Raw genomic sequence first — 18,209 nt, 5'->3', positions numbered from 1 at the left:
TCAGCCGAACCAGCCGTGCAGCATCCACGGCGCATGCGGATCGTTGCGCTCACGGAAAGCCCAGCCGCGCTGGCCGTGTGCGGTTTCCACCACGTAGTAGTCGCGGCGCGCGTCGGCCTGGTCCCACCAGCCCGATTCGATCCGCTCCGGCCCGGTGACGATGCGCAGCCGCGGATCACGCAGCGGTTGCGGGGTGTCCAGCAACCAGCCAGGGCGCAGCGGCCAGTACGACGGAGGCTTGGCTGCGGGCTGGCTGCCACTGGCGCGTTCGGGGCGATGGTCGGCCTGCACCGCCAGCGGCTGCACGGCGTCATCGCCCAGCCGCGCGCGCAGGCGCTCGCGCAGCTGGTTCCAGGGCATCGCCTGTGCCGGCCGGGTGTCGAACAGGTCGCGCGCGGCGGGCACGAACGGTGGCAGCTGTTCGGCCTGCAGGCGCAGTGCGCGGCTGCCGGCCGGCAGGGCGAACGCTTCCATGCGGTTGCGCGCGATCTCGAACAGCAACGCGGGATCGCGTTCCGGTGCCAGCAGGCCGATGGTCAGCACGCTGGCCGGCAGCAGATCGTGCTCGAAATGCAGGTCGAAGCGCTGCACGCCGCCATCGCGCGAACACAGGAACGCGGCCAGGTCCAGCAGCAGGCGACGCAGCGGGAACAACAGGGCCTGGCTGGATTCGATCTCGTACTCGAATTCGATGCGTGCATCGAAACGGTCCGGTGGCTGGTAGTAGCGCAGTGGCGCGGTGGGTAGCCCACGCAGTGCATCCAGCTGCTGCAGGACCTCGGGGGCAAAGCGCCGGGCCAGGCTGTCGCGCGGCAGCTCGAGCACTGTGCCCAGCGTGCGCAGGCCGGAGCGGCCGAGCACCGTCACCGCCTCGTTGGGCAGGCCGCAGCGCGGCAGGGGCAACTGCGCCAGCGCCGCCGGCAGTTGCTGTGCATCGATGCCGAGGCCGTCGTGGACGTTGGCCAGCACGCGCGCGGCATGTGGGGTAGGTGCGGCCACCAGACGGTGACGGAAGCCGAGTTCGTGCAGTTCGTTGCGCAGCCGCTGCTGGATCGTCAGCCAGTCACCGAACAGGGCGCGGCTGGCGCCGATCTCCAGCACCAGTGCATGCGGGAAATCGAGGCTGACCTGCGAGCTGTAGGCGTAGGCCCAGCTGGCCAGCAGCTGCCGGGTGTGCTGTTCGGCGTTGGGATCGTAATCGTGCAGGTGCATGTCCTGCACCAGCACCTGCGCAGCCGACAGCAGCATGCCCGGGCGCAGCCCCGCTGCGCGTGCCGACGGGCTGACCGCACGCAGTACGCGACGCTGTGCCGGCCCCTGCAGCAGCACCAGTGGGCGCTGCGGATCCGGCTGCAGGCGCAGCACGCTGTCCAGCGCCAGCTGCGGCAACAACAGGCAGGCCCAGTGCATGGCGCGGCCTCAGTGGGCGATGGCCAGCGGCAACGGCTGCGCCGGCGGCAGGCCGCCTCGGCACTTCAGCACCCGCACCTGGCCGTGGTCGAGCTGCAGGCGCAGGCTGGCCGGAGAGGGATTGCGCGCCGCCTGCGCCTCGCGGAACACGAAGCCCAGGCACTGGCCGCTGTCGGCGGCGACCTGCAGCCGGCGCAGGGCGCGGTCGTCGGCCTGGTGCGGCCAGCACAGCACCGCCGCGCAGGCGGCAGAGCGCAGGCACTGCTCGGTGGCCCAGAGCGCCTGTTTCGGCGCTGCGTGGATGATCTGCAGCTGGGCCAGGTCCAGCCCGGCTGCCGCCCAGGCCGGGGCATGCGGGCGATAGGGCGGGGCGACCAGCACGATCGGGCGGTCGCGCAGGCTCAGCTTGGCCAGCGCCGGCCAGACCAGCGCCAGCTCACCCACCCCGGGCGCCGCCTGCAGTACCTCGCACAGCCCGCTGGTGGGCCAGCCACCGCCGGGCAGGCGTGCGTCCAGTGCCGGGTGGCCGCTGGCCAGGTGGTCGCTGGCCGGCCCCTGGCGGGCCGGGCCGCGCCACAGCTGGCGCCCGTCCAGCAGCCGGTCGAGGGCGACGACGGCACCCATCAGCCGGCCCTCCAGGGGAGGCGCCGGGCGGGCTGGAAACGGCAGGAACGGGCGGAAACAGCGGGCATGGCGCGAGTATCGACGGGCCGGTATCAGGGGCTGAGACCAGACATGCTACTCGTTTTGTGAGTAGAATTACTAATGAAATCGGAGGGTCCGGTTTCAGGTTGCTGAAGGGGGTAAAGGAGTGCCGACCAAGGTCGGCACCCACAGGCCCTGGTTACGGGCGCACCGGCAGCGCCACCGGGCGCAGCGGCGCGGCATCGCCGCCGCGGATCTTCAGCGGGCCGCCGATGAAGGCGAACTCGTAGACCTTGTCGCGGGCCAGTTCGTCCAGCGCCACCAGCTCGATGATCGGCGCGCCCTGCTGGGCCAGCAGGTAGGTGTGCAGCGGCACGTAGTCGTCGGACACCTCCGAGGGGAAGGTCTCGAAGCTGAGGTTGTCGGCACCGACGATCATCGCGCCGCTGTCCTCGACCAGGAAGCGTGCCGCGTCCAGGCCCATGCCCGGCGGGTTGGCCATGTAGGCCCTGGGCTGCTCGAACAGGCGCATGCGGCCGGTGCGGATCAGCACCACGTCGCCCTGCTGCAGTTTCACCTTCTGGCGTGCCAGCGCATCCTTCAGGTCCTGGCGGGTGACGCGGTAGCTGTCAGGCAGCATGTCCACGCCCTTGGCGGCGGCCACGTCGATCAGCACGCCACGCGCGATCAGCGGCGGGAACTTCTCGATGCCGGTGACATTCCAGCCACGGTCGCCGAGGTGCTTGTCGGCCTCGAAGCCGTTCCAGATCTTCCCGTGGATGCCGAAGTGGTTCAGCGCATCGATGTGGGTGCCGGTGTGGCTGTACATCGAGAATGCGGTGCCGGTGTAGCTGCGGGTGAGGTTCATGGTCTCGCCCACGCCCATCGGGTCGTCCATCACCGTGCCGCGCGGGGTGTGGGTCATCCAGAACTGGTAGTGCGGGTCGCCGGCATCCTGCCAGCTGGGCATGCCGACGTAGTATTCGGTGGCCAGGTCATAGGCTTTGCCGCCGCTGACCCGTGACAGGATCGCCGCACGCGAGGCTTCGGTGATCAGGTTGAGGCGGCCGATCTCGTCCTTCGGCCCCCAGGGGCTGGTGCCGACCTGCTGGCCGGAGGGAACGCGTTCGTGTGCGGACACGGTGGTGGAAGCGGCGGTGCCGGCCAGCAGCAGGGCCAGCGCGGTGGCCAGGGTACGTGGGGTCATGGGGAATCTCCTTGCAGGGTGGGGGAGGGTGCGGCTCAGGCCGCGACCAAAGGCGCCAGGGCCTGGCGCAGGTGTGGCAGCGGCAGGGTCTGCAGGCGCAGGCCGTTGCCGCCGATCACGGTGGGTATGGAACGGATGCCGAGGGCAGCGGCTTCGGCACGATCGGCCTGCACGCGCTGGCGTACTGCGTCGCTGCGCATGTGGTCAGCGAAGGCGCCACGTGGATGGCCCAGCGATTCGGCGATATCCAGCAGTACTTCGGCGTCGCCGATGTTGCGGTGCTGGTGCAGGTGCGCCCATTGCACGGCATCAAACATCGCGCCATGGGCGTCGTTGCCACCGAGCATGCCGGCGGCCTGGCAGGCCAGTGCGCCGAGCCAGCCGGACGGATACTCGAAGTCCTGTGCGCGCATGCCTTCGATATCGATGCGCGCGGTGTCTTCATGCGCGGCGCAGTCGGTCCAGTGGCGCAGGATGATCGCCTTGGCGCGCTCCATCGAGCCGAACACCTCGACCATCTGCGCGCGCGAGTCCTGCAGCACGAAGCTGCGGTGGCGCACCTGGATGCCGAGTTCGGCCGAGACCTGCTGCAGGCGCGGGGCCAGCACGAAGCACCAGCCGCAGACCACGTCGTGGAAGAAATCGACCACCGGCGCGGCGGTGGCGGGGGAAGGAACGGAAGACATCTGCCTGCCATCGGTGAGAGGGGAGGCGGCAGATTAGGCAGCGCGGCGTGGCCGAAACAGCACGCCGCGGGCAGCCCAGTTTTCGCTGGCGGTTACGAATCCAGGCCGGCGCAGCCGGGCAGCTCGGCGTGCAGGAAATCGATGAAGGCACGCACCTTGGGCTGCAGGTGGCGCGAGGTGGGGTAGACCGCATGCACGAAGCGTGGCGGATAGCGGTGGTCGGGCAGCACCTGCTGCAGTTCGCCACGGGCCAGTGCCGGTGCCGCCAGGAACGAGGGCAGGGCGCCGATGCCCATGCCGGCCACCAGCAGGTCGCGCAGCAGCAGGCTGTTGTTGACGGTGACGCGCGCCGGCAGGGTGATCGTCACCTGGCCATCGGGGCCGAGCAGCGGCCAGCTGCCGGGCGAGTCGGACAGGCTGTAGGCCAGCACGCTGTGCGCCTGCAGATCGTCCACCGCCTGCGGTGCCGGATGCTGCCGCAGGTAGGACGGGGCCGCGCACAGCACCTGCTGCAGCGACGCCAGCCGGCGCGCCACCAGGCGTGAATCATCCAGCTCGGCACGCAGCCGCAGCGATACATCGAAACCCTCACCGACTGCATCGAGCAGGCGATCTTCCATCACCAGATCCAACGACAGCTGCGGATGCTGCTGCAGGAAGCGTGGCAGCAGCGGCGACAGCGTGCTCAGTGCGAACGACTGCGGCGCGTTCACGCGCAGGCGCCCGGCCACGTCGCCGCGCTGTTCGGCGATGCCGCGTTCCAATGCGTCCAGCTCGTCGAGCAGGCGGCAGCATTCGCGGTAATAGGCGTGGCCGGTCTCGGTCAGGCTCATGCGCCGCGTGGTCCGCTGCAGCAGTACCACGCCCAGATGCGCTTCCAGCGTGCGCAGCTGTTTGCTCAGGCCGGCGGGCGACATGCCGAGGTCTTCGGCAGCGCGGGCCAGCCCGCCGCGTTCGACGATGCGGCGGAAGGCACGCATCAGGTTGAAGGAATCCATGCCGGCCCCGGGCGCGATGAGGGCGCCATTGTAGAGCCGCGCCATGCGTGGATGTGGGAAACGCGGCGCCGACCAAGGTCGGCTTCTACCCGGTGCGTGCGGGTTGCGCTGTTTGTTCAAGCCAGCACCCCATACGCGGCGCCAGCATGCAGGCCCCTCACTTTCCGGGTTGCCCATGAAGCACTGGATGCTCCGCCTGTATGCCCCGCTGTTCCTGCTGGGCTTCGTTGCCACTGCCGTCGTCTGGGTCGGCCATTGCCACGGTGATCCGTTGTGGCTGCTGGCCTTGCTGGCGGCCGCCATCGCGGTCTCGTTCGCCGCCGAGCGTGCCTGGCCGTACGACCCCGCGTTCAACCACGACCACGGCGACAGCCTGCGTGACAGCCTGCATGCACTGGTCAACGAAAGCCTGAACCTGCTGTCGATCGCGGCGGTGCCGCTGCTGGCGGCAATCATTCCGTGGCAGTTGTGGCCGGTGCAGTGGCCATTCGCGCTGCAGGTGCTGCTGGCCATCGTCTGCGCTGATCTGGGCATCACCCTGGTGCACTACGCCAGCCATCGCATCGGCTGGTTGTGGCGGCTGCATGCGGTGCACCACAGCGTCACCCGCATGTACGGCTTCAACGGGCTGATGAAACACCCGCTGCATCAGGCGGCCGAAGCGGTGGGCGGCGTGCTGCCGCTGCTGCTGTTGGGCCTGCCGATGCCGGTGGCTGCGGTGCTGGCTTTCGCCATTGCCATCCAGCTGCTGCTGCAGCACTCCAACGTGGACATGCGTCCCGGCGTGCTGGGTCGGGTGATGGCCTGGGCGCCGCTGCACCGCTTCCACCACATGCGTTACGGCACCGCGGGCGACGTCAACTTCGGCCTGTTCCTGACCGCCTGGGACCATCTGCTGGGGACCGCCTTCGATGCGCCGGGTTATCGGCTGCAGCAACGCGACCTTGGCATCGGCAGCCAACCGGACTATCCGCGCGATTATCCGGGGCAGCTGCTGGCACCGTTCCGCGAACTGCCGCATGGCGAGGTGCCGGAGTTGCCGGAAGGCCTGCGCAGGCGCGAATGATTGAACATGTCAGGCCGCGTGCAGCTGCAGGCCCTGCAGCTGCGCGGCACCGATGCCGAACATGCCGCGCAGGCTGCGCGAGAGATGGGCCAGATCGGCGAATCCAGCGGCATGCGCACTGTCGGTCAGGTTGTGACCGCTCAGATGATGCATCAGCGCGCGGCGCAACCGTTGCCACAGCACCCAGCCGCGCAGGGTCACTGCCAGCTCGGACTGGAAACGCCGGTGCAGCTGGCTGGTCGACAGGTGCGCCGCCTCGGCGATATCGGCGGCCGGCACCGGGCCGGGCAGGTGCTGGGCAATACGGGCCAACGCCGCCTGCACGCGGCGGTCCAGCGGCTGTGGGCGGCTCAACCGTGGCAGCCAGTCGTGCAGTTCCATCGCAGTGCCCGGCAGCGCGTGCAGGTGCTGCTGGATCTGTTCGAGGTCGGCATGCGCCGGCTCAAGGAACACCGTACAGCCCGCTTCCGGCGCCGACAGAATCGCGTGCGTCTGGAAGGACGGCAGCCACAGCCGTTGGCCCTGCTGCCGTACGCCATCGACTTCGATCTGCCAGGGCGTACCGTCGCTCAACAGCAGTTGATGGGCGTAGTGCGCATGCGAGGCGCTGCCACCGGCATGGCCCTGCAGCACGGCCACGTGAGCATCCAGCTGCAACGTGCCATTCCAGGGTAGGGAGGGGGAGGACATGGAGGGATTGTAGATCCACGCCATGCGTGGATGAATCTCCATCGAAATCAAATATTTCGACAATGAAACGAAGAGCATCCATGCATGGCGTGGATCTACTGCAGGTTGCGAGAAATTGTCTAAGGCGGGGTGGGTCCGTTGGCGGGGGCGTGAGCGCCATGGATGGCGCGACCGAGCTTACATGGACGTACTTGCAGCGTCCCCCGCAGCCGGACCCACCCCGCCATCCCACAGGAAGCCCGCTTTTGCTTCGGCTGTTGCTTCTGAGGTTGCCGGCCAGCGGCCGGCACTACCGCGGGTGCCGGGCGCACCCTCACCGGCCGTGCGGATCCGGCCGGTGATGCACGTACTCGACCACCGTGCCATCGGGATGCACCGCGTTGAACGCCGCCCCGGTGGGTACCACCTGCAACGGGAAGATGATCTCGGCGCCAGCCGCGACCAGTTTGTCGTGATAGGGCCGAACGTCATCGACCAGCAGTGTCCCCGTGGTCGAAGTGAACGGCGCCAGCGCCGTCTCGCTGCCCTCGATCAACAGGAACGCACCGACCATCGCCAGACGCAGCCCGGCCTCCGGAAACGGGAACCCCGCATCGGCCACCACACCCTGCAGCTGCTCGTAGAACGCCACGCTGCGCTCCAACTCCCCCGGGGCCACGAACACCCGGATCAACACGCGCGGCGCGCGCTGGCTGGAGGTGTCACAGCGGTCGCGCCAGAGATGGTCGAAGTCGCGATGGACGGTCATGGGCTCGGTTCGTGGCCAGGGACCCTCATTATCGGCAGCCTCGCGCGGCGCGCTGATGACCGCCGGTGATGGCCTGATAACCGCTGGCCGGGTTGCCCCTGTGACTTAGGTCCTGTTGACAGGTGTGAACGCCCTCGCACAATCTTCACAGGATTGGGTCGCCCTGCGCGGCCCGGGCAGGCAGGTTGTCACGCCGGGAGGAGGGTCCCGCGCGCAGACCGGCCCGTCCATCGGCCTGCGGGACGTTGCCTGGCAACCCCTGCGCGGCATGAACGCTGCACCCTTCGGCGGCACTTTCCCTGGACCGATTGCCTTGGCAACGGAATTACGCCTGCCGATGAAAACGTTTACAAAGCCGCTTGCACTGTCCCTGGCCCTGTCTGCCGCACTGGCCGCCCCGGCCTGGGCCGACCCCGCCGCGTTCACTGTGCTGACCCTGGAACAGGCCCCGACCGCCGAGGCGATGCCGGCCCTGGCCGCCCAGCTGAAGACCCTGCAGGTGGACGCGGTGAGCGTGCGCCAGGTGCAGCGCGGCATCGGCCAGGTCGATCCGCTGCAGGTGCTGGCCGATGGCCTGGGCTACGCGTACCGCTTCATTGCTGCCGGCAAGGATGATGGCCAGACCCAGCGCGGCCAGGCCGTGCTGACCCGGTTGCCGATCGCCGCTGAATCCGGCCCCGACCAGCCGGGCCTGAACTACCTGCGCCTGGACGACGGCCGCCACACCGTGGCGGTCTATACCGATGCCGGTGCAGGTGCGGCGCAGCTGCCAGCGCTGGTCACCCGTTCGCGGCTGGGTGCACCGGCGGTGCTGCTCGGCGCGGTGGCCGGTGAATCGGCCAAGGCCGCAGGCTTCGATCCGGCGCGTGTCGCGCTGGAAGCCGATGCCAGCTATTTCAGCGATGGCTTCCAGGCCGCCAGCAGTGCGCCGTTCAAGGTGGAAGGCAGTACCCTGCGCGCCACCCTGCTGACCCTGGCCTACGCCGCCGACACGCATGGCGACAGGCCGTGGATGGACACCACCCTCAACGCCGACGCGCGCGCTGCGCTGCTGCTGAAGGCGATGACCGAGGATGAGAAGTTCCAGATGCTGCACAGCTACTTCGGGCTGGGCAAGGACGGTGGCCCGCTGCCGGAAGGCGCAGTCGGTTCGGCCGGTTTCGTGCCGGGCGTGGCGCGGCTGGGCATTCCGTCGCAGCAATCGGCCGATGCCGGCGTCGGCGTGACCAATCCGGGTGGCATCCGCCCGGGCGATTTCGCCACGGCGATGCCGTCGGGCCCGTCCACCGCATCGAGCTGGAACCGTGAAGTCGCCTTCGCCGGTGGCGCCACGATGGGTCGCGAGGCATGGCAGCAGCGCTTCAATATCCTGCTGTCGGGCAGCGTCAACCTGCAGCGCGACCCGCGCAACGGCCGCAACTTCGAATATGCCGGTGAAGATCCGCTGCTGGCCGGCTCGATGGTTGGCGCGCTGATCCAGGGCGTGCAGAGCCAGCACGTGATCTCCTCGATGAAGCACTTCGCGCTGAACGACATGGAGACCCGCCGCAACTTCCACGACGTGCGCATCGGCGAACAGGCCATGCACGAGTCGGACCTGCTGGCCTTCGAGATCGCGCTGGAAGCCGGTCGCCCGGGCGTGGCGATGTGCTCGTACAACAAGATCAACGGCACCTACGGCTGCGAGAACGGCTACCTGATGAACCAGGTGCTGAAGCAGGAATGGAAGTTCCCCGGTTTCGTGATGTCCGACTGGGGTGGCGTGCACAGTGGCTCGAAGGCGGCGCTGGCCGGCCTCGATCAGCAGTCGGCCGGTGAAGTGTTCGACGCGGCGGTGTTCTTCGACGAACCGCTGCGCCTGGCCGTGCACGGTGGCGTGGTGCCGCAGGCGCGCCTGAACGACATGGTGGCGCGCATCCTGCGCACGATGTTCCTGCATGGCAGCTTCGACAACCCGCCGCAGCACCAGAAGGTCGATGCCGAGGCCGGCTTCGCCGTTGCCCAGCGCACGGTGGAAGAGGGCAGCGTGCTGCTGCGCAATGAGGGCAACCTGCTGCCGCTGGCCGACAGCGTGAAGCGCATCGTCATCATCGGTGGCCATGCCGACAAGGGCGTGATCGGTGGCGGTGGTTCGTCGATGGTGGGCGTGACCGCAAAGGGCACCAATGCGGTGCCGGGCGTGATGCCGACCACCTGGCCGGGCCCGGTGATCTTCCACCCGTCCTCGCCGCTGGAATCGCTGCGTGCGGCGCGCCCGGACGCGACCATCGAGTATGTGGACGGGATCAATGCCGCCGCTGCGGCCAAGGCCGCCGCGCAGGCTGACGTGGCCATCGTGTTCGCCACCCAGTGGGCCGCCGAATCGGTGGACCTGCCGGACATGCAGCTGCCGGACAACCAGGATGCCCTGATCTCGGCAGTGGCCAAGGCCAACCCGAAGACCGTGCTGGTGCTGGAAACCAACGGCCCGGTGCGCACGCCGTGGCTGGCGCAGGTGCCGGCGATGCTGCAGGCCTGGTATCCGGGCATCCGCGGTGGCGAAGGCATTGCCGCGCTGCTGACCGGCCAGGTCAATCCGTCCGGCCGCCTGCCGGTGACCTGGGTGACGGACGAATCGCAGCTGCCACGCCCGCACATCGACGGCCTCGGCTTCAAGCCGGCCAAGCCGTTTGGTGATGTGTTCGATTTCGATATCGAAGGCGCCAACGTCGGCTACAAGTGGATGGCGGCCAAGGGTCTGACCCCGACCTTCTCCTTTGGCCATGGCCTGTCCTACACCTCATTCGCCTATGAGAACCTGAAGGTGAGCGTGGAGGGCTCGCGCCTGGTCGCCAGCGTCGACATCCGCAACACCGGCAAGCGTGCCGGTGCCGACGTGGCCCAGCTGTACCTGAAGCTTCCGGCCGGCAGCACCACGCCGATCCGCCTGATCGGCTATGACAAGGTGAACCTGCAGCCGGGCGAACAGCGCCGCATCCGCATCGAAGCCGAGCCGAAGACCCTGGCCCACTACGATGCACAGGCGCGCCAGTGGAAGATCGACAGCGGCACCTACCAGGTGCAGCTGTCCCGCAATGCGGCCGAGCCGCTGCAGAGCGTGGACGTGCAGCTGGTGGAGCAGGTGCTGCGCTGATGCCTGAAGACACGGCCCGCACAGGGCCGTGTCTGAAAAAGGGGACGGAGGGGATTAAGTCGTTTATGCACAAACGACTTAATCCCCTCCGTCCCCTTTTTTCATTTGCCAAACCACCCGCGCAGGAAATCGATCAGCTGCCGCACCTTCGGTGAGGGCTGCGTGCTGTGCGGGTAGACCGCGTATACGCTCTGCTGCGGGAAGCGGTGCTGGCGCAGCACCGGGCGCAGCCGGTCCTGGGCCAGGTCGTCCTCGATCAGCCAGCGTGGCAGCACGGTGACCCCGGCGCCGGCCACGGCGAAGGCACGCAGGCTGCTGGCACCATCTACGCGCACCACCGCATTGCCCGGGTTGGTGGCAAACAGGGCGTCGCTGCCATCCGGCGCCACCACCGGCACGTCGGCCAGGCGCGGGTAGCCGAGGCGGGGCAGGGTGCCCAGCTGCACGGGGTCGTCGGCAGCATCGGCAGAGGGCAGGCGTGCCAGCAGGGACGGAGCCGCCACGGGGCACAGTGGATGGCGTTCCAGTTCGCTGGCGTGCAGGCCCGAATCCGGCAGACGGCCAAGACGGATCGCCAGGTCGAAGCGCTCGGGAATCAGGTCCGCCGGCGCGGGAGACGTGGACAGGTGCAGCTGCAGCGCCGGGTGCCGCGCACGGAACGCCTCCAGCGCAGGAATCAAGCGTAGCTGGGCGTACTCCGGCGTGGTGGTCAGGCGCAGCACGCCCTGAAGCTGGTGCTGGTCGCGGCGCGCGGCATCGATCGCTGCCTGTGCGGCGTCCAACGCCTGCACGCAGTGCTGCAGGAACTGTTCGCCGGCCTCGGTCAGGGCCAGGTGGCGGGTACTGCGCAACAGCAGGGTCACGCCCAGCTCCTGCTCCAGCCGCTTCAGGTTGAAGCTGACCACCGCGCGGCTGAGGCCGAGCCGATCAGCTGCTGCGGTGAGGCTGCCGGCCTCGACCACGGCGCGGAAGATATCGAAGCGATCGAGGCTGACCATGGCAATTCATTGTCAAAGTGGATTTGACAGTGTTGCAGTTGCTGTCGTGTTTTTCCAACAAGGCCCGCACGGCATGCTGGCCGCTTCCCTGCTGGAGCGCCGCCGATGCCGTCCCCCCGCCTGCGCCATGAGGCGATCTTCCTGCTGGCGTTCGCCCTGGATCTGGTCAACATGTTCATCGCCACGGTGGCCTATCCGGCACTGGCAGCGGAACTGCACGCTGATGTCGGTACCCTGGCCTGGGTGGGCACCGCCTACATGCTGGGCCTGAGCGTGGTGATTCCGCTGGCGCCCTGGTTGGCCGCGCGCTGTGGTGAGCGTCGCCTGCTGCTGGTGGCGTTGCTGTTGTTCGCGGTTGCCGCTGTGCTGGCCGGCGCCGCACCGGGTATCGGCTGGCTGCTGGGCTGGCGCCTGCTGCAGGGGCTGGCCGGTGGCCTGCTGATTCCGGTGGCACAGGCGGCAGCGTACCGACAATGCACGTCCGACCAGCGTGGCGCGCTGACCCGCCGCATCCTGCTGGTGGCGCTGCTGGTGCCGGCACTGGCGCCCGCGCTCGGTGGGCTGCTGGTGCAGTGGTTGTCCTGGCGCGGTGTGCTCTGGGCCAGCCTGCCGCCGGCCGTGGTGGCGATCGGGCTGGTGCTGGCCTGGATGCCGGCCGATGGCGCGCGCAGTGCGCCGCGCCTGCAGGCCTATGCGCTGTCTACCGCGATGCTGGCGCTGGGCGCGTTGCTGCTGGCGCTGACCTGGCTGGGTGAACCCGGCCATCGGGCCGCCGGTGCCGTAATGCTGTTGATCGCAATGCTGTTGGCGGCGGCACACCTGCGGCATGCACGGCAGCAGACGCAGCCCCTGCTGCGCTGGTCGCTGCTGTCCCATCGGGGCCTGCGCCTGGCGATGCTGGTCTATCTGGCAGTGCCCGGTGTGTTCATCGGCAGTCAGCTGGTCAGTACCCTGCAGCTGCACCAGGCCGGTTACAGCGCGGCACGCATCGGCGCGTTGATGCTGCCCTGGGCGCTGGCCTCGGCCATTGCGATCACGGCCAGCAAGCGCCTGCTGGCGCGCTTCGGCCCGGCCACGGTACTGCGTATGGGAATGATCCTGCAGGCCAGCGGCCTGCTGTTGATGGCGATGCTGCCGCAGCCGGCCTTCGCGTTGGCCGGGCTGCTGTTCGCGCTGATGGGCGCCGGTGGCAGCCTGTGCAGCAGTACCGCGCAGACGCTGGCTTTCCACGGCGTGGAGGGTGAAGCGCTGGGCGATGCCAGTGCCCTTTGGAACCTCAACCGTCAGCTCAGTTTCTGCCTTGGTACTGCCGCCATTGCGCTGTTGCTGGCGCTGGCCATGCAGTGGCTGCCAGCACGCGCCACCAGCGTGGCTCTGGGTCTGGCCGCCGCAATGACGCTGTTGCCGATGGCGCTGTTGCGCCACTCGCACTCTGTTTCCCTTTCGCAACCTGAGAATGCCTGATGGATATCACCGCAGAACATGAAGTCCACCACCTGCACGACAAGCTGCAGGCCTGGTTCCGTGCCGATGTCGGCGCCGATGCGCTGGACGATCTGATGGCGCATTTCTGCGCGGACTTCAGCATGGTCGGCATCGCGGGTCGCAGACTGGACCGGAATGCCGTGCAGGCACTGTTCGCGGGTGGTCATGGCGCGCGTCCAGGGCTGCAGATTTCCATCGAAGCCGTGCAGGCGGTGGATGCGCTGTCACCGCTGGCGGTGCTGCGCTATCGCGAAGGGCATTCGCTCGATGGCGGCCGGCCCACATGGCGAGAGTCGCTGGCGGTGCTGCGCCAGGAGCAGGGGCGTTGGCGTTGGCTTGCGTTGCACGAAGTGCCGATGGCCTGACCGGCAGTGCCGGCCGCTGGCCGGCAACCGCGTAACGCGCCCCAGGATCATGAAGTTGCCGACCAGCGGCCGGCACTACCGGTCGTTGGCGAGCGCGGCGGCACCGCGGGCACATGTGCCATCAGTCCTGCCTGCATCCGCCGCAGAATGCAAAGCCCGCCCACACCTCACGGCTCAAGGCAGGAGTAGGCTTGAGGCTTTCCTGCCGGGAGGGGTTGTCCATGCGTGTGCGTGCCGTCGCTGTAGCCATTGCCCTTTGCCTGTCCAGCACCGTGCTGGCCGCCGATACCCCGCCGATGACCCCGGACATCAGCGGCAAGCCCTTCGTTGCCCCCGATGTCGGTCGTGACTACGACAAGCGCGTGGTGATGGTGCCGATGCGTGATGGCACCAGGCTGTATACGGTGATCGTGGTGCCCAAGGGCGCCCGCAATGCCCCGATCCTGCTGACCCGCACGCCCTACGATGCCGCTGGCCGCGCCAGCCGCAGTGATTCGCCGCGCATGCGCGACCTGCTGCCGCAGGGCGACGAGGTGTTCGTCGACGGCGGTTACATCCGCGTGTTCCAGGACATCCGTGGCAAGTACGGCTCTGAAGGCGATTACGTGATGACCCGGCCGTTGCGCGGGCCGTTGAACAACACCAAAGTCGACCACTCCACCGACGCCTGGGACACCATCGACTGGCTGGTGAAGAACGTGCCGGAGAGCAATGGCAAGGTCGGCATGCTCGGCTCGTCGTACGAGGGCTTCACCGTGGTGATGGCGCTGACCGACCCGCATCCGGCGCTGAAGGTGGCCGCACCGCAGAGCCCGATGGTCGATGGCTGGATGGGCGACGACTGGCTCAACTACGGTGCGTTCCGCCAGGTCAACTTCAACTATTTCGCGATGCAGACCGAGAAGCGCGGCAAGGGTACGCCGCTGCCCAGCCTCGGCTATGACGACTACAGCACTTTCCTGCGGATCGGTTCGGCTGGCGATTACGCGCGCTTCACCGGCGTGGACCAGCTGACCTGGTGGAAGAAGCTGGTCGAGCACCCGGCCTATGACGGCTTCTGGCAGGGTCAGGCGCTGGACGCGGTGATGGCGAAAACACCGTTGAAGGTGCCGACCATGTGGCTGCAGGGCCTGTGGGACCAGGAGGACATGTGGGGCGCCAACCACGCCTACCAGGCAATGGAAGGGCGCGACAGCGGCAACAACCGCAATTACCTGGTGATGGGGCCGTGGCGGCACAGCCAGGTGAACTACAGCGGCAGCGAATTGGGCGCGCTGAAGTTCGATGGCGATACCGCGCTGCAGTTCCGCCGTGATGTACTCAAGCCGTTCTTCGACCAGTATCTGGTGGACGGTGCGCCGAAGGCGGACACGCCGCCGGTGCTGGTCTACAACACTGGCGAAAACCACTGGGATCGCCTGAAGGGTTGGCCGCGCAGCTGCGACAAGGGCTGTGCTGCCAGCAGCAAGCCGTTGTACCTGCGGGCCGGCGGCAAGCTGGCATTCCAGGCGCCGGCGGCGGGCGAGGGCGACTTCGAGGAGTACGTGTCCGACCCGGCCAAGCCGGTGCCGTTCGTGCCGCGTCCGGTCCGCTTCGGTGACCGCGACATGTGGACCACCTGGCTGGTCAAGGACCAGCGCTTTGTCGATGGTCGCCCGGACGTGCTGACCTTCATCACCGAACCGCTGACCGCGCCGCTGCGCATCGGCGGCGCGCCGGTAGTGCACCTGCAGGCCTCGACCAGTGGCACCGACAGTGACTGGGTGGTGAAGCTGATCGACGTGTATCCGGACCAGGAAGCGTCGACGCCGGAGATGGGTGGCTACGAGCTGCCGGTGTCGCTGGCGATCTTCCGTGGCCGCTACCGCGAGAGCTTCAGCGATCCGAAGCCGCTGGCGGCGAACCAAGTGCTGCCGTACCGTTTCGACCTGCCCAACGCCAACCACACGTTCCAGAAGGGCCACCGGGTGATGGTGCAGGTGCAGTCCAGCCTGTTCCCGCTGTACGACCGCAACCCGCAGACCTACGTGCCGAACATCTACCTGGCCAAGCCAGGCGATTACCAGAAGGCCACGCAGCGGGTCTGGCACAGCGCGGCGCAGGCGAGCTACATCGATCTGCCGGTGTATTGAGGTTAGTGAGATCCGCCGGGTGTGCGATACCCGGCGGCTGGGGTAGTGCCGGCCGCTGGCCGGCATCCGCAATGGCGCAGGAGCGTGTCGACCAAGGTCGACACCTACCAAGGCTGGGCCATGGCACGTCGATTCAGGCGGCTGCGGTAGTGCCGGCCGCTGGCCGGCATCCGCGATGGCGCAGGAGCGTGTCGACCAAGGTCGACACCTACCAAGGCTGGGCAATGGCATGCTGATCGACCAAGGTCGAGACCCACCAGAGCGGAGCCATCGCAGGTCGATTCAGGCGGGTGTGGTAGTGCCGGCCGCTGGCCGGCATCCGCGATGGCGCGGGAGCGTGTCGACCAAGGTCGGCACCTACCAAGGCACCTCACCCCACCTTCGAGGGGCCCGTGCGCCAGCGGCTGGGGACCAGGCCGAAACGCTTGCGGAATGCCGCTGCGAAGTTGCTGGGATGACGGTAGCCGCTGGCGGCGGCGGCCTGCTCGACCGTCCAGCCGTCCTCGCGCAGGCCCTGTTCGGCGTGGCGCATGCGCTGCTCGTGCAGGTAGTCGAACACCGAGCAGCCGTACTGCTGGGCGAAATGACGGCGCAGCGAGCTGGGGCTCATGCAGGCCAGCTGGGCCAGCTCGACCAGGCTGTGGGCGTGGCTGGGGTCGTCATGCAGGTAGGCACGCACGCGCTCCAGGCGCTCGCGCTGGCCGGCCCGCAGCGTTCGTACAGGGTCGGTCTGCAGATCCTCGGCCTTCAGGCCAACGGCCAGCAGCTGCAGAGCAACGCCCTCGCGCCACAAGGCGTCGATGCCATCTTCCCATGGGCTGTCGAACAACTGGCCGAGTACCGGCAGCAGGGTATGCGGAATGGCCCAGTGGCGGCATTCCAGGTGGCTGTTGAGCGCGGTCTCCAGCTGCGGCAGATGGAACAGATCCGGATCGATCTGGCCGGGCACCATGACGCTGACGCCGCGCATGCGCGTTTCGCCGGGGTGCGCACCGGTCATCTCGACCTGCTCGCGGTGGTGCGCGGTCATCGCCGTGCCGGCGCGCAGGGTGAAACCACCGCGTCGCGGAATGCGCACATCGACCTGGCCCTGCAGCATCACGCGGATGGCCAGGCCGGGACTCTGCTGGGCGGTCGCTACATAAGGAAAGCGATTATGGACGTCGGAGGCGATCAGGCTCATGCCGCCGCGCAGGAACTGCTCGTTGACCTCGCCATGGCCGGCCCACTGGTCGTCGCGCAGGTGTTCCGGGTCAGCGCGGTAATCAAAGCCATGACGGTGGCCGAAGCGGCGGTAATCGGCAAAAGTGAAGTATCGGGACATCGCTCGGCACGTACTTTGGAGGTGGACGCTGGCATGACCTCGCCCACGCGCTCTGCAACGCAGATGCAGATCCGGTCGTTACCCGCGCAGGCATGCTGGGAAGCAGTGGCGTGGGCACTCTGGATGGCTGGGGAAACGCCAGGTTGAATGGAGTGTGTCGAAGAAACTGGAAACGTTTCCCATTGTCGCCTCGATTCGCGCGCTTTTGATTCCAATAGGGTCAAAACGATTGACGATTACGGCCAAAGTGAAAATGCCGCCGAGCATACGCCGGCGTTTTGCATGCATATCCGTACGTAATTCCATACATCAACTTGAGTTGAGGTTTCATGGCTGGAACGATCGCCCGTAGACGCGGTGTCAGCCAGGCCATCACAGGAATGCGCGTAGGGTGGGGTGGTTGGCTGCTGCAGGCCACTTCGATACCCCCACTGATGGAGAACGCAGATGATTGATTACCAACTCACCGGCAAGACCGCGATCGTGACCGGCGGCGTGTCCGGCATTGGTCTGGCCGTGGCGCAGACCCTGGCGGCGTCCGGCGCGCGGATCTCGGTCTGGGACCTGAAGCAGGATGCGGTGGATGCCACCGTGGCGCAGTTGCGCAATGCCGGAGCACAGGCGATTGGCATCGCGCTGGACGTCACCGACGACGCAGCGGTGGAGGCGGCGGTGCAGCGCACGATCAAGGAACTCGACGGCCTGCATGTGGCGGTCAACAACGCCGGTATCGGCGGGCCGGCCGCCAGCAGCGGTGACTATCCGATCGATGGCTGGCAGCGGGTCATCGACGTCAACCTGACCAGCGTGTTCCTGTGCCAGCGTGCGCAGATCCGGGCAATGCGAGCCGCTGGAAGCGGCGGCAGCATCATCAACATGGCCTCGATCCTGGGCCAGGTGGGGTATGCCGGTTCCACCGCTTATGCGGCGGCCAAGCACGGCGTGGTCGGGCTGACCCAGACCGCCGCGTGGGAACATGCCGCCGACGGCATTCGTGTCAACGCGGTCGGCCCGGGCTTCATCAGCACACCGCTGCTGGAGAAGATGGACCCGAAGGTGCGCGCCACGCTGGAAGGCCGTCACGCCTTGAAGCGGCTGGGTACGGCCGAGGAAGTGGCGGCGCTGGTGGCCTGGCTGGCCAGCGACGATGCCTCGTTCGCGACCGGCGCGTACTACGCCATCGATGGTGGCTACCTGGCGCAGTGAGCGAATGCGGTCAGTAGATCCACGCCATGCGTGGAGGAATGCGTGCGGTGAAGAAGGCGTGCCATCGCCTTCACCGCCGTCCCACGATCGCCGCGCGACGCTCCGGGAAAATTCCG

At 67.9% G+C, this 18,209-nt stretch carries 15 protein-coding genes; 6 read left to right on the top strand and 9 right to left on the bottom strand.

The genetic code is table 11. The features are described from left to right. The 5 genes from H4O10_RS09545 to H4O10_RS09525 all read right to left on the bottom strand — a co-directional run bounded on the left by H4O10_RS09545 (position 1) and on the right by H4O10_RS09525 (position 4,991). Positions 1-1,410: a DNA polymerase Y family protein gene (locus tag H4O10_RS09545; protein WP_005410052.1), complete on the bottom strand. Its 1,410-nt coding sequence runs from the start codon at positions 1,408-1,410 to the stop codon at positions 1-3. Between the two features lie 9 nt (positions 1,411-1,419). Continuing rightward, positions 1,420-2,034 carry a translesion DNA synthesis-associated protein ImuA gene (gene imuA / locus H4O10_RS09540; protein ID WP_005413787.1) on the bottom strand — a complete coding sequence of 205 codons (615 nt, stop codon included), beginning with the start codon at positions 2,032-2,034 and terminating at the stop codon, positions 1,420-1,422. Between the two features lie 220 nt (positions 2,035-2,254). Next, positions 2,255-3,262 carry a cyclase family protein gene (locus H4O10_RS09535; protein WP_012480589.1) on the bottom strand — a complete coding sequence of 336 codons (1,008 nt, stop codon included), beginning with the start codon at positions 3,260-3,262 and terminating at the stop codon, positions 2,255-2,257. 35 nt (positions 3,263-3,297) lie between these two features. Beyond that, positions 3,298-3,948 (bottom strand): DsbA family protein, encoded by a 651-nt coding sequence (locus tag H4O10_RS09530; RefSeq protein WP_012480588.1) that lies wholly within the window; start codon positions 3,946-3,948, stop codon positions 3,298-3,300. A 92-nt stretch (positions 3,949-4,040) separates the two neighbouring features. Then, the gene (locus tag H4O10_RS09525; protein ID WP_181453421.1) at positions 4,041-4,991 is read right to left on the bottom strand and encodes a LysR family transcriptional regulator; all 951 of its coding nucleotides are present in this window, start codon (positions 4,989-4,991) and stop codon (positions 4,041-4,043) included. Positions 4,992-5,133: 142 nt separating this feature from the next. Between H4O10_RS09525 and H4O10_RS09520 the strand changes: the two genes are divergently transcribed. After that, entirely contained in the window at positions 5,134-6,012 is an 879-nt protein-coding gene (locus H4O10_RS09520) for a sterol desaturase family protein (RefSeq protein ID WP_012480586.1), read from the top strand. Positions 6,013-6,021: 9 nt separating this feature from the next. Here H4O10_RS09520 and H4O10_RS09515 read toward each other — a convergent pair whose 3' ends face one another. Both H4O10_RS09515 and H4O10_RS09510 read right to left on the bottom strand, forming a co-directional pair. After that, a complete protein-coding gene (locus H4O10_RS09515) occupies positions 6,022-6,726 on the bottom strand; it encodes an AraC family transcriptional regulator (protein WP_044570441.1) in 705 nt (234 codons plus the stop codon). A gap of 289 nt (positions 6,727-7,015) precedes the next feature. After that, on the bottom strand, positions 7,016-7,450 hold the full coding sequence (locus H4O10_RS09510) for a glyoxalase/bleomycin resistance/dioxygenase family protein (RefSeq protein ID WP_005410044.1): 435 nt from the start codon (positions 7,448-7,450) through the stop codon (positions 7,016-7,018). Between the two features lie 337 nt (positions 7,451-7,787). On the opposite strand from H4O10_RS09510, the gene H4O10_RS09505 reads away from it, so the two are divergent. Then, positions 7,788-10,583, top strand: coding sequence for a glycoside hydrolase family 3 C-terminal domain-containing protein (locus H4O10_RS09505; protein WP_080047705.1), 2,796 nt, complete (start codon positions 7,788-7,790; stop codon positions 10,581-10,583). Between the two features lie 101 nt (positions 10,584-10,684). Here H4O10_RS09505 and H4O10_RS09500 read toward each other — a convergent pair whose 3' ends face one another. Continuing rightward, positions 10,685-11,581 carry a LysR family transcriptional regulator gene (locus H4O10_RS09500; protein ID WP_005410042.1) on the bottom strand — a complete coding sequence of 299 codons (897 nt, stop codon included), beginning with the start codon at positions 11,579-11,581 and terminating at the stop codon, positions 10,685-10,687. Between the two features lie 105 nt (positions 11,582-11,686). Between H4O10_RS09500 and H4O10_RS09495 the strand changes: the two genes are divergently transcribed. The 3 genes from H4O10_RS09495 to H4O10_RS09485 all read left to right on the top strand — a co-directional run bounded on the left by H4O10_RS09495 (position 11,687) and on the right by H4O10_RS09485 (position 15,563). After that, positions 11,687-13,045 (top strand): MFS transporter, encoded by a 1,359-nt coding sequence (locus H4O10_RS09495; protein ID WP_012480583.1) that lies wholly within the window; start codon positions 11,687-11,689, stop codon positions 13,043-13,045. Further along, entirely contained in the window at positions 13,045-13,431 is a 387-nt protein-coding gene (locus tag H4O10_RS09490) for a DUF4440 domain-containing protein (RefSeq protein WP_012480582.1), read from the top strand. The genes H4O10_RS09495 and H4O10_RS09490 overlap by 1 nt, the downstream gene beginning before the upstream one ends. A gap of 221 nt (positions 13,432-13,652) precedes the next feature. Beyond that, positions 13,653-15,563 carry a CocE/NonD family hydrolase gene (locus H4O10_RS09485; RefSeq protein ID WP_005413777.1) on the top strand — a complete coding sequence of 637 codons (1,911 nt, stop codon included), beginning with the start codon at positions 13,653-13,655 and terminating at the stop codon, positions 15,561-15,563. A 370-nt stretch (positions 15,564-15,933) separates the two neighbouring features. Here the strand turns inward: H4O10_RS09485 and H4O10_RS09480 are convergent, their stop codons facing one another. Further along, the gene (locus H4O10_RS09480; protein WP_005413776.1) at positions 15,934-16,887 is read right to left on the bottom strand and encodes an AraC family transcriptional regulator; all 954 of its coding nucleotides are present in this window, start codon (positions 16,885-16,887) and stop codon (positions 15,934-15,936) included. Between the two features lie 447 nt (positions 16,888-17,334). On the opposite strand from H4O10_RS09480, the gene H4O10_RS09475 reads away from it, so the two are divergent. Then, positions 17,335-18,093 (top strand): SDR family NAD(P)-dependent oxidoreductase, encoded by a 759-nt coding sequence (locus H4O10_RS09475; protein ID WP_012480580.1) that lies wholly within the window; start codon positions 17,335-17,337, stop codon positions 18,091-18,093. Positions 18,094-18,209: the final 116 nt, after the last annotated feature.

The organism is Stenotrophomonas sp. I18B00994, from assembly GCF_014145825.1.
Taxonomy (GTDB): domain Bacteria; phylum Pseudomonadota; class Gammaproteobacteria; order Xanthomonadales; family Xanthomonadaceae; genus Stenotrophomonas; species Stenotrophomonas maltophilia.
The sequence above is the reverse complement of the archived record's forward strand: the minus strand, read 5'-3'. Positions and strand labels throughout refer to the sequence as shown.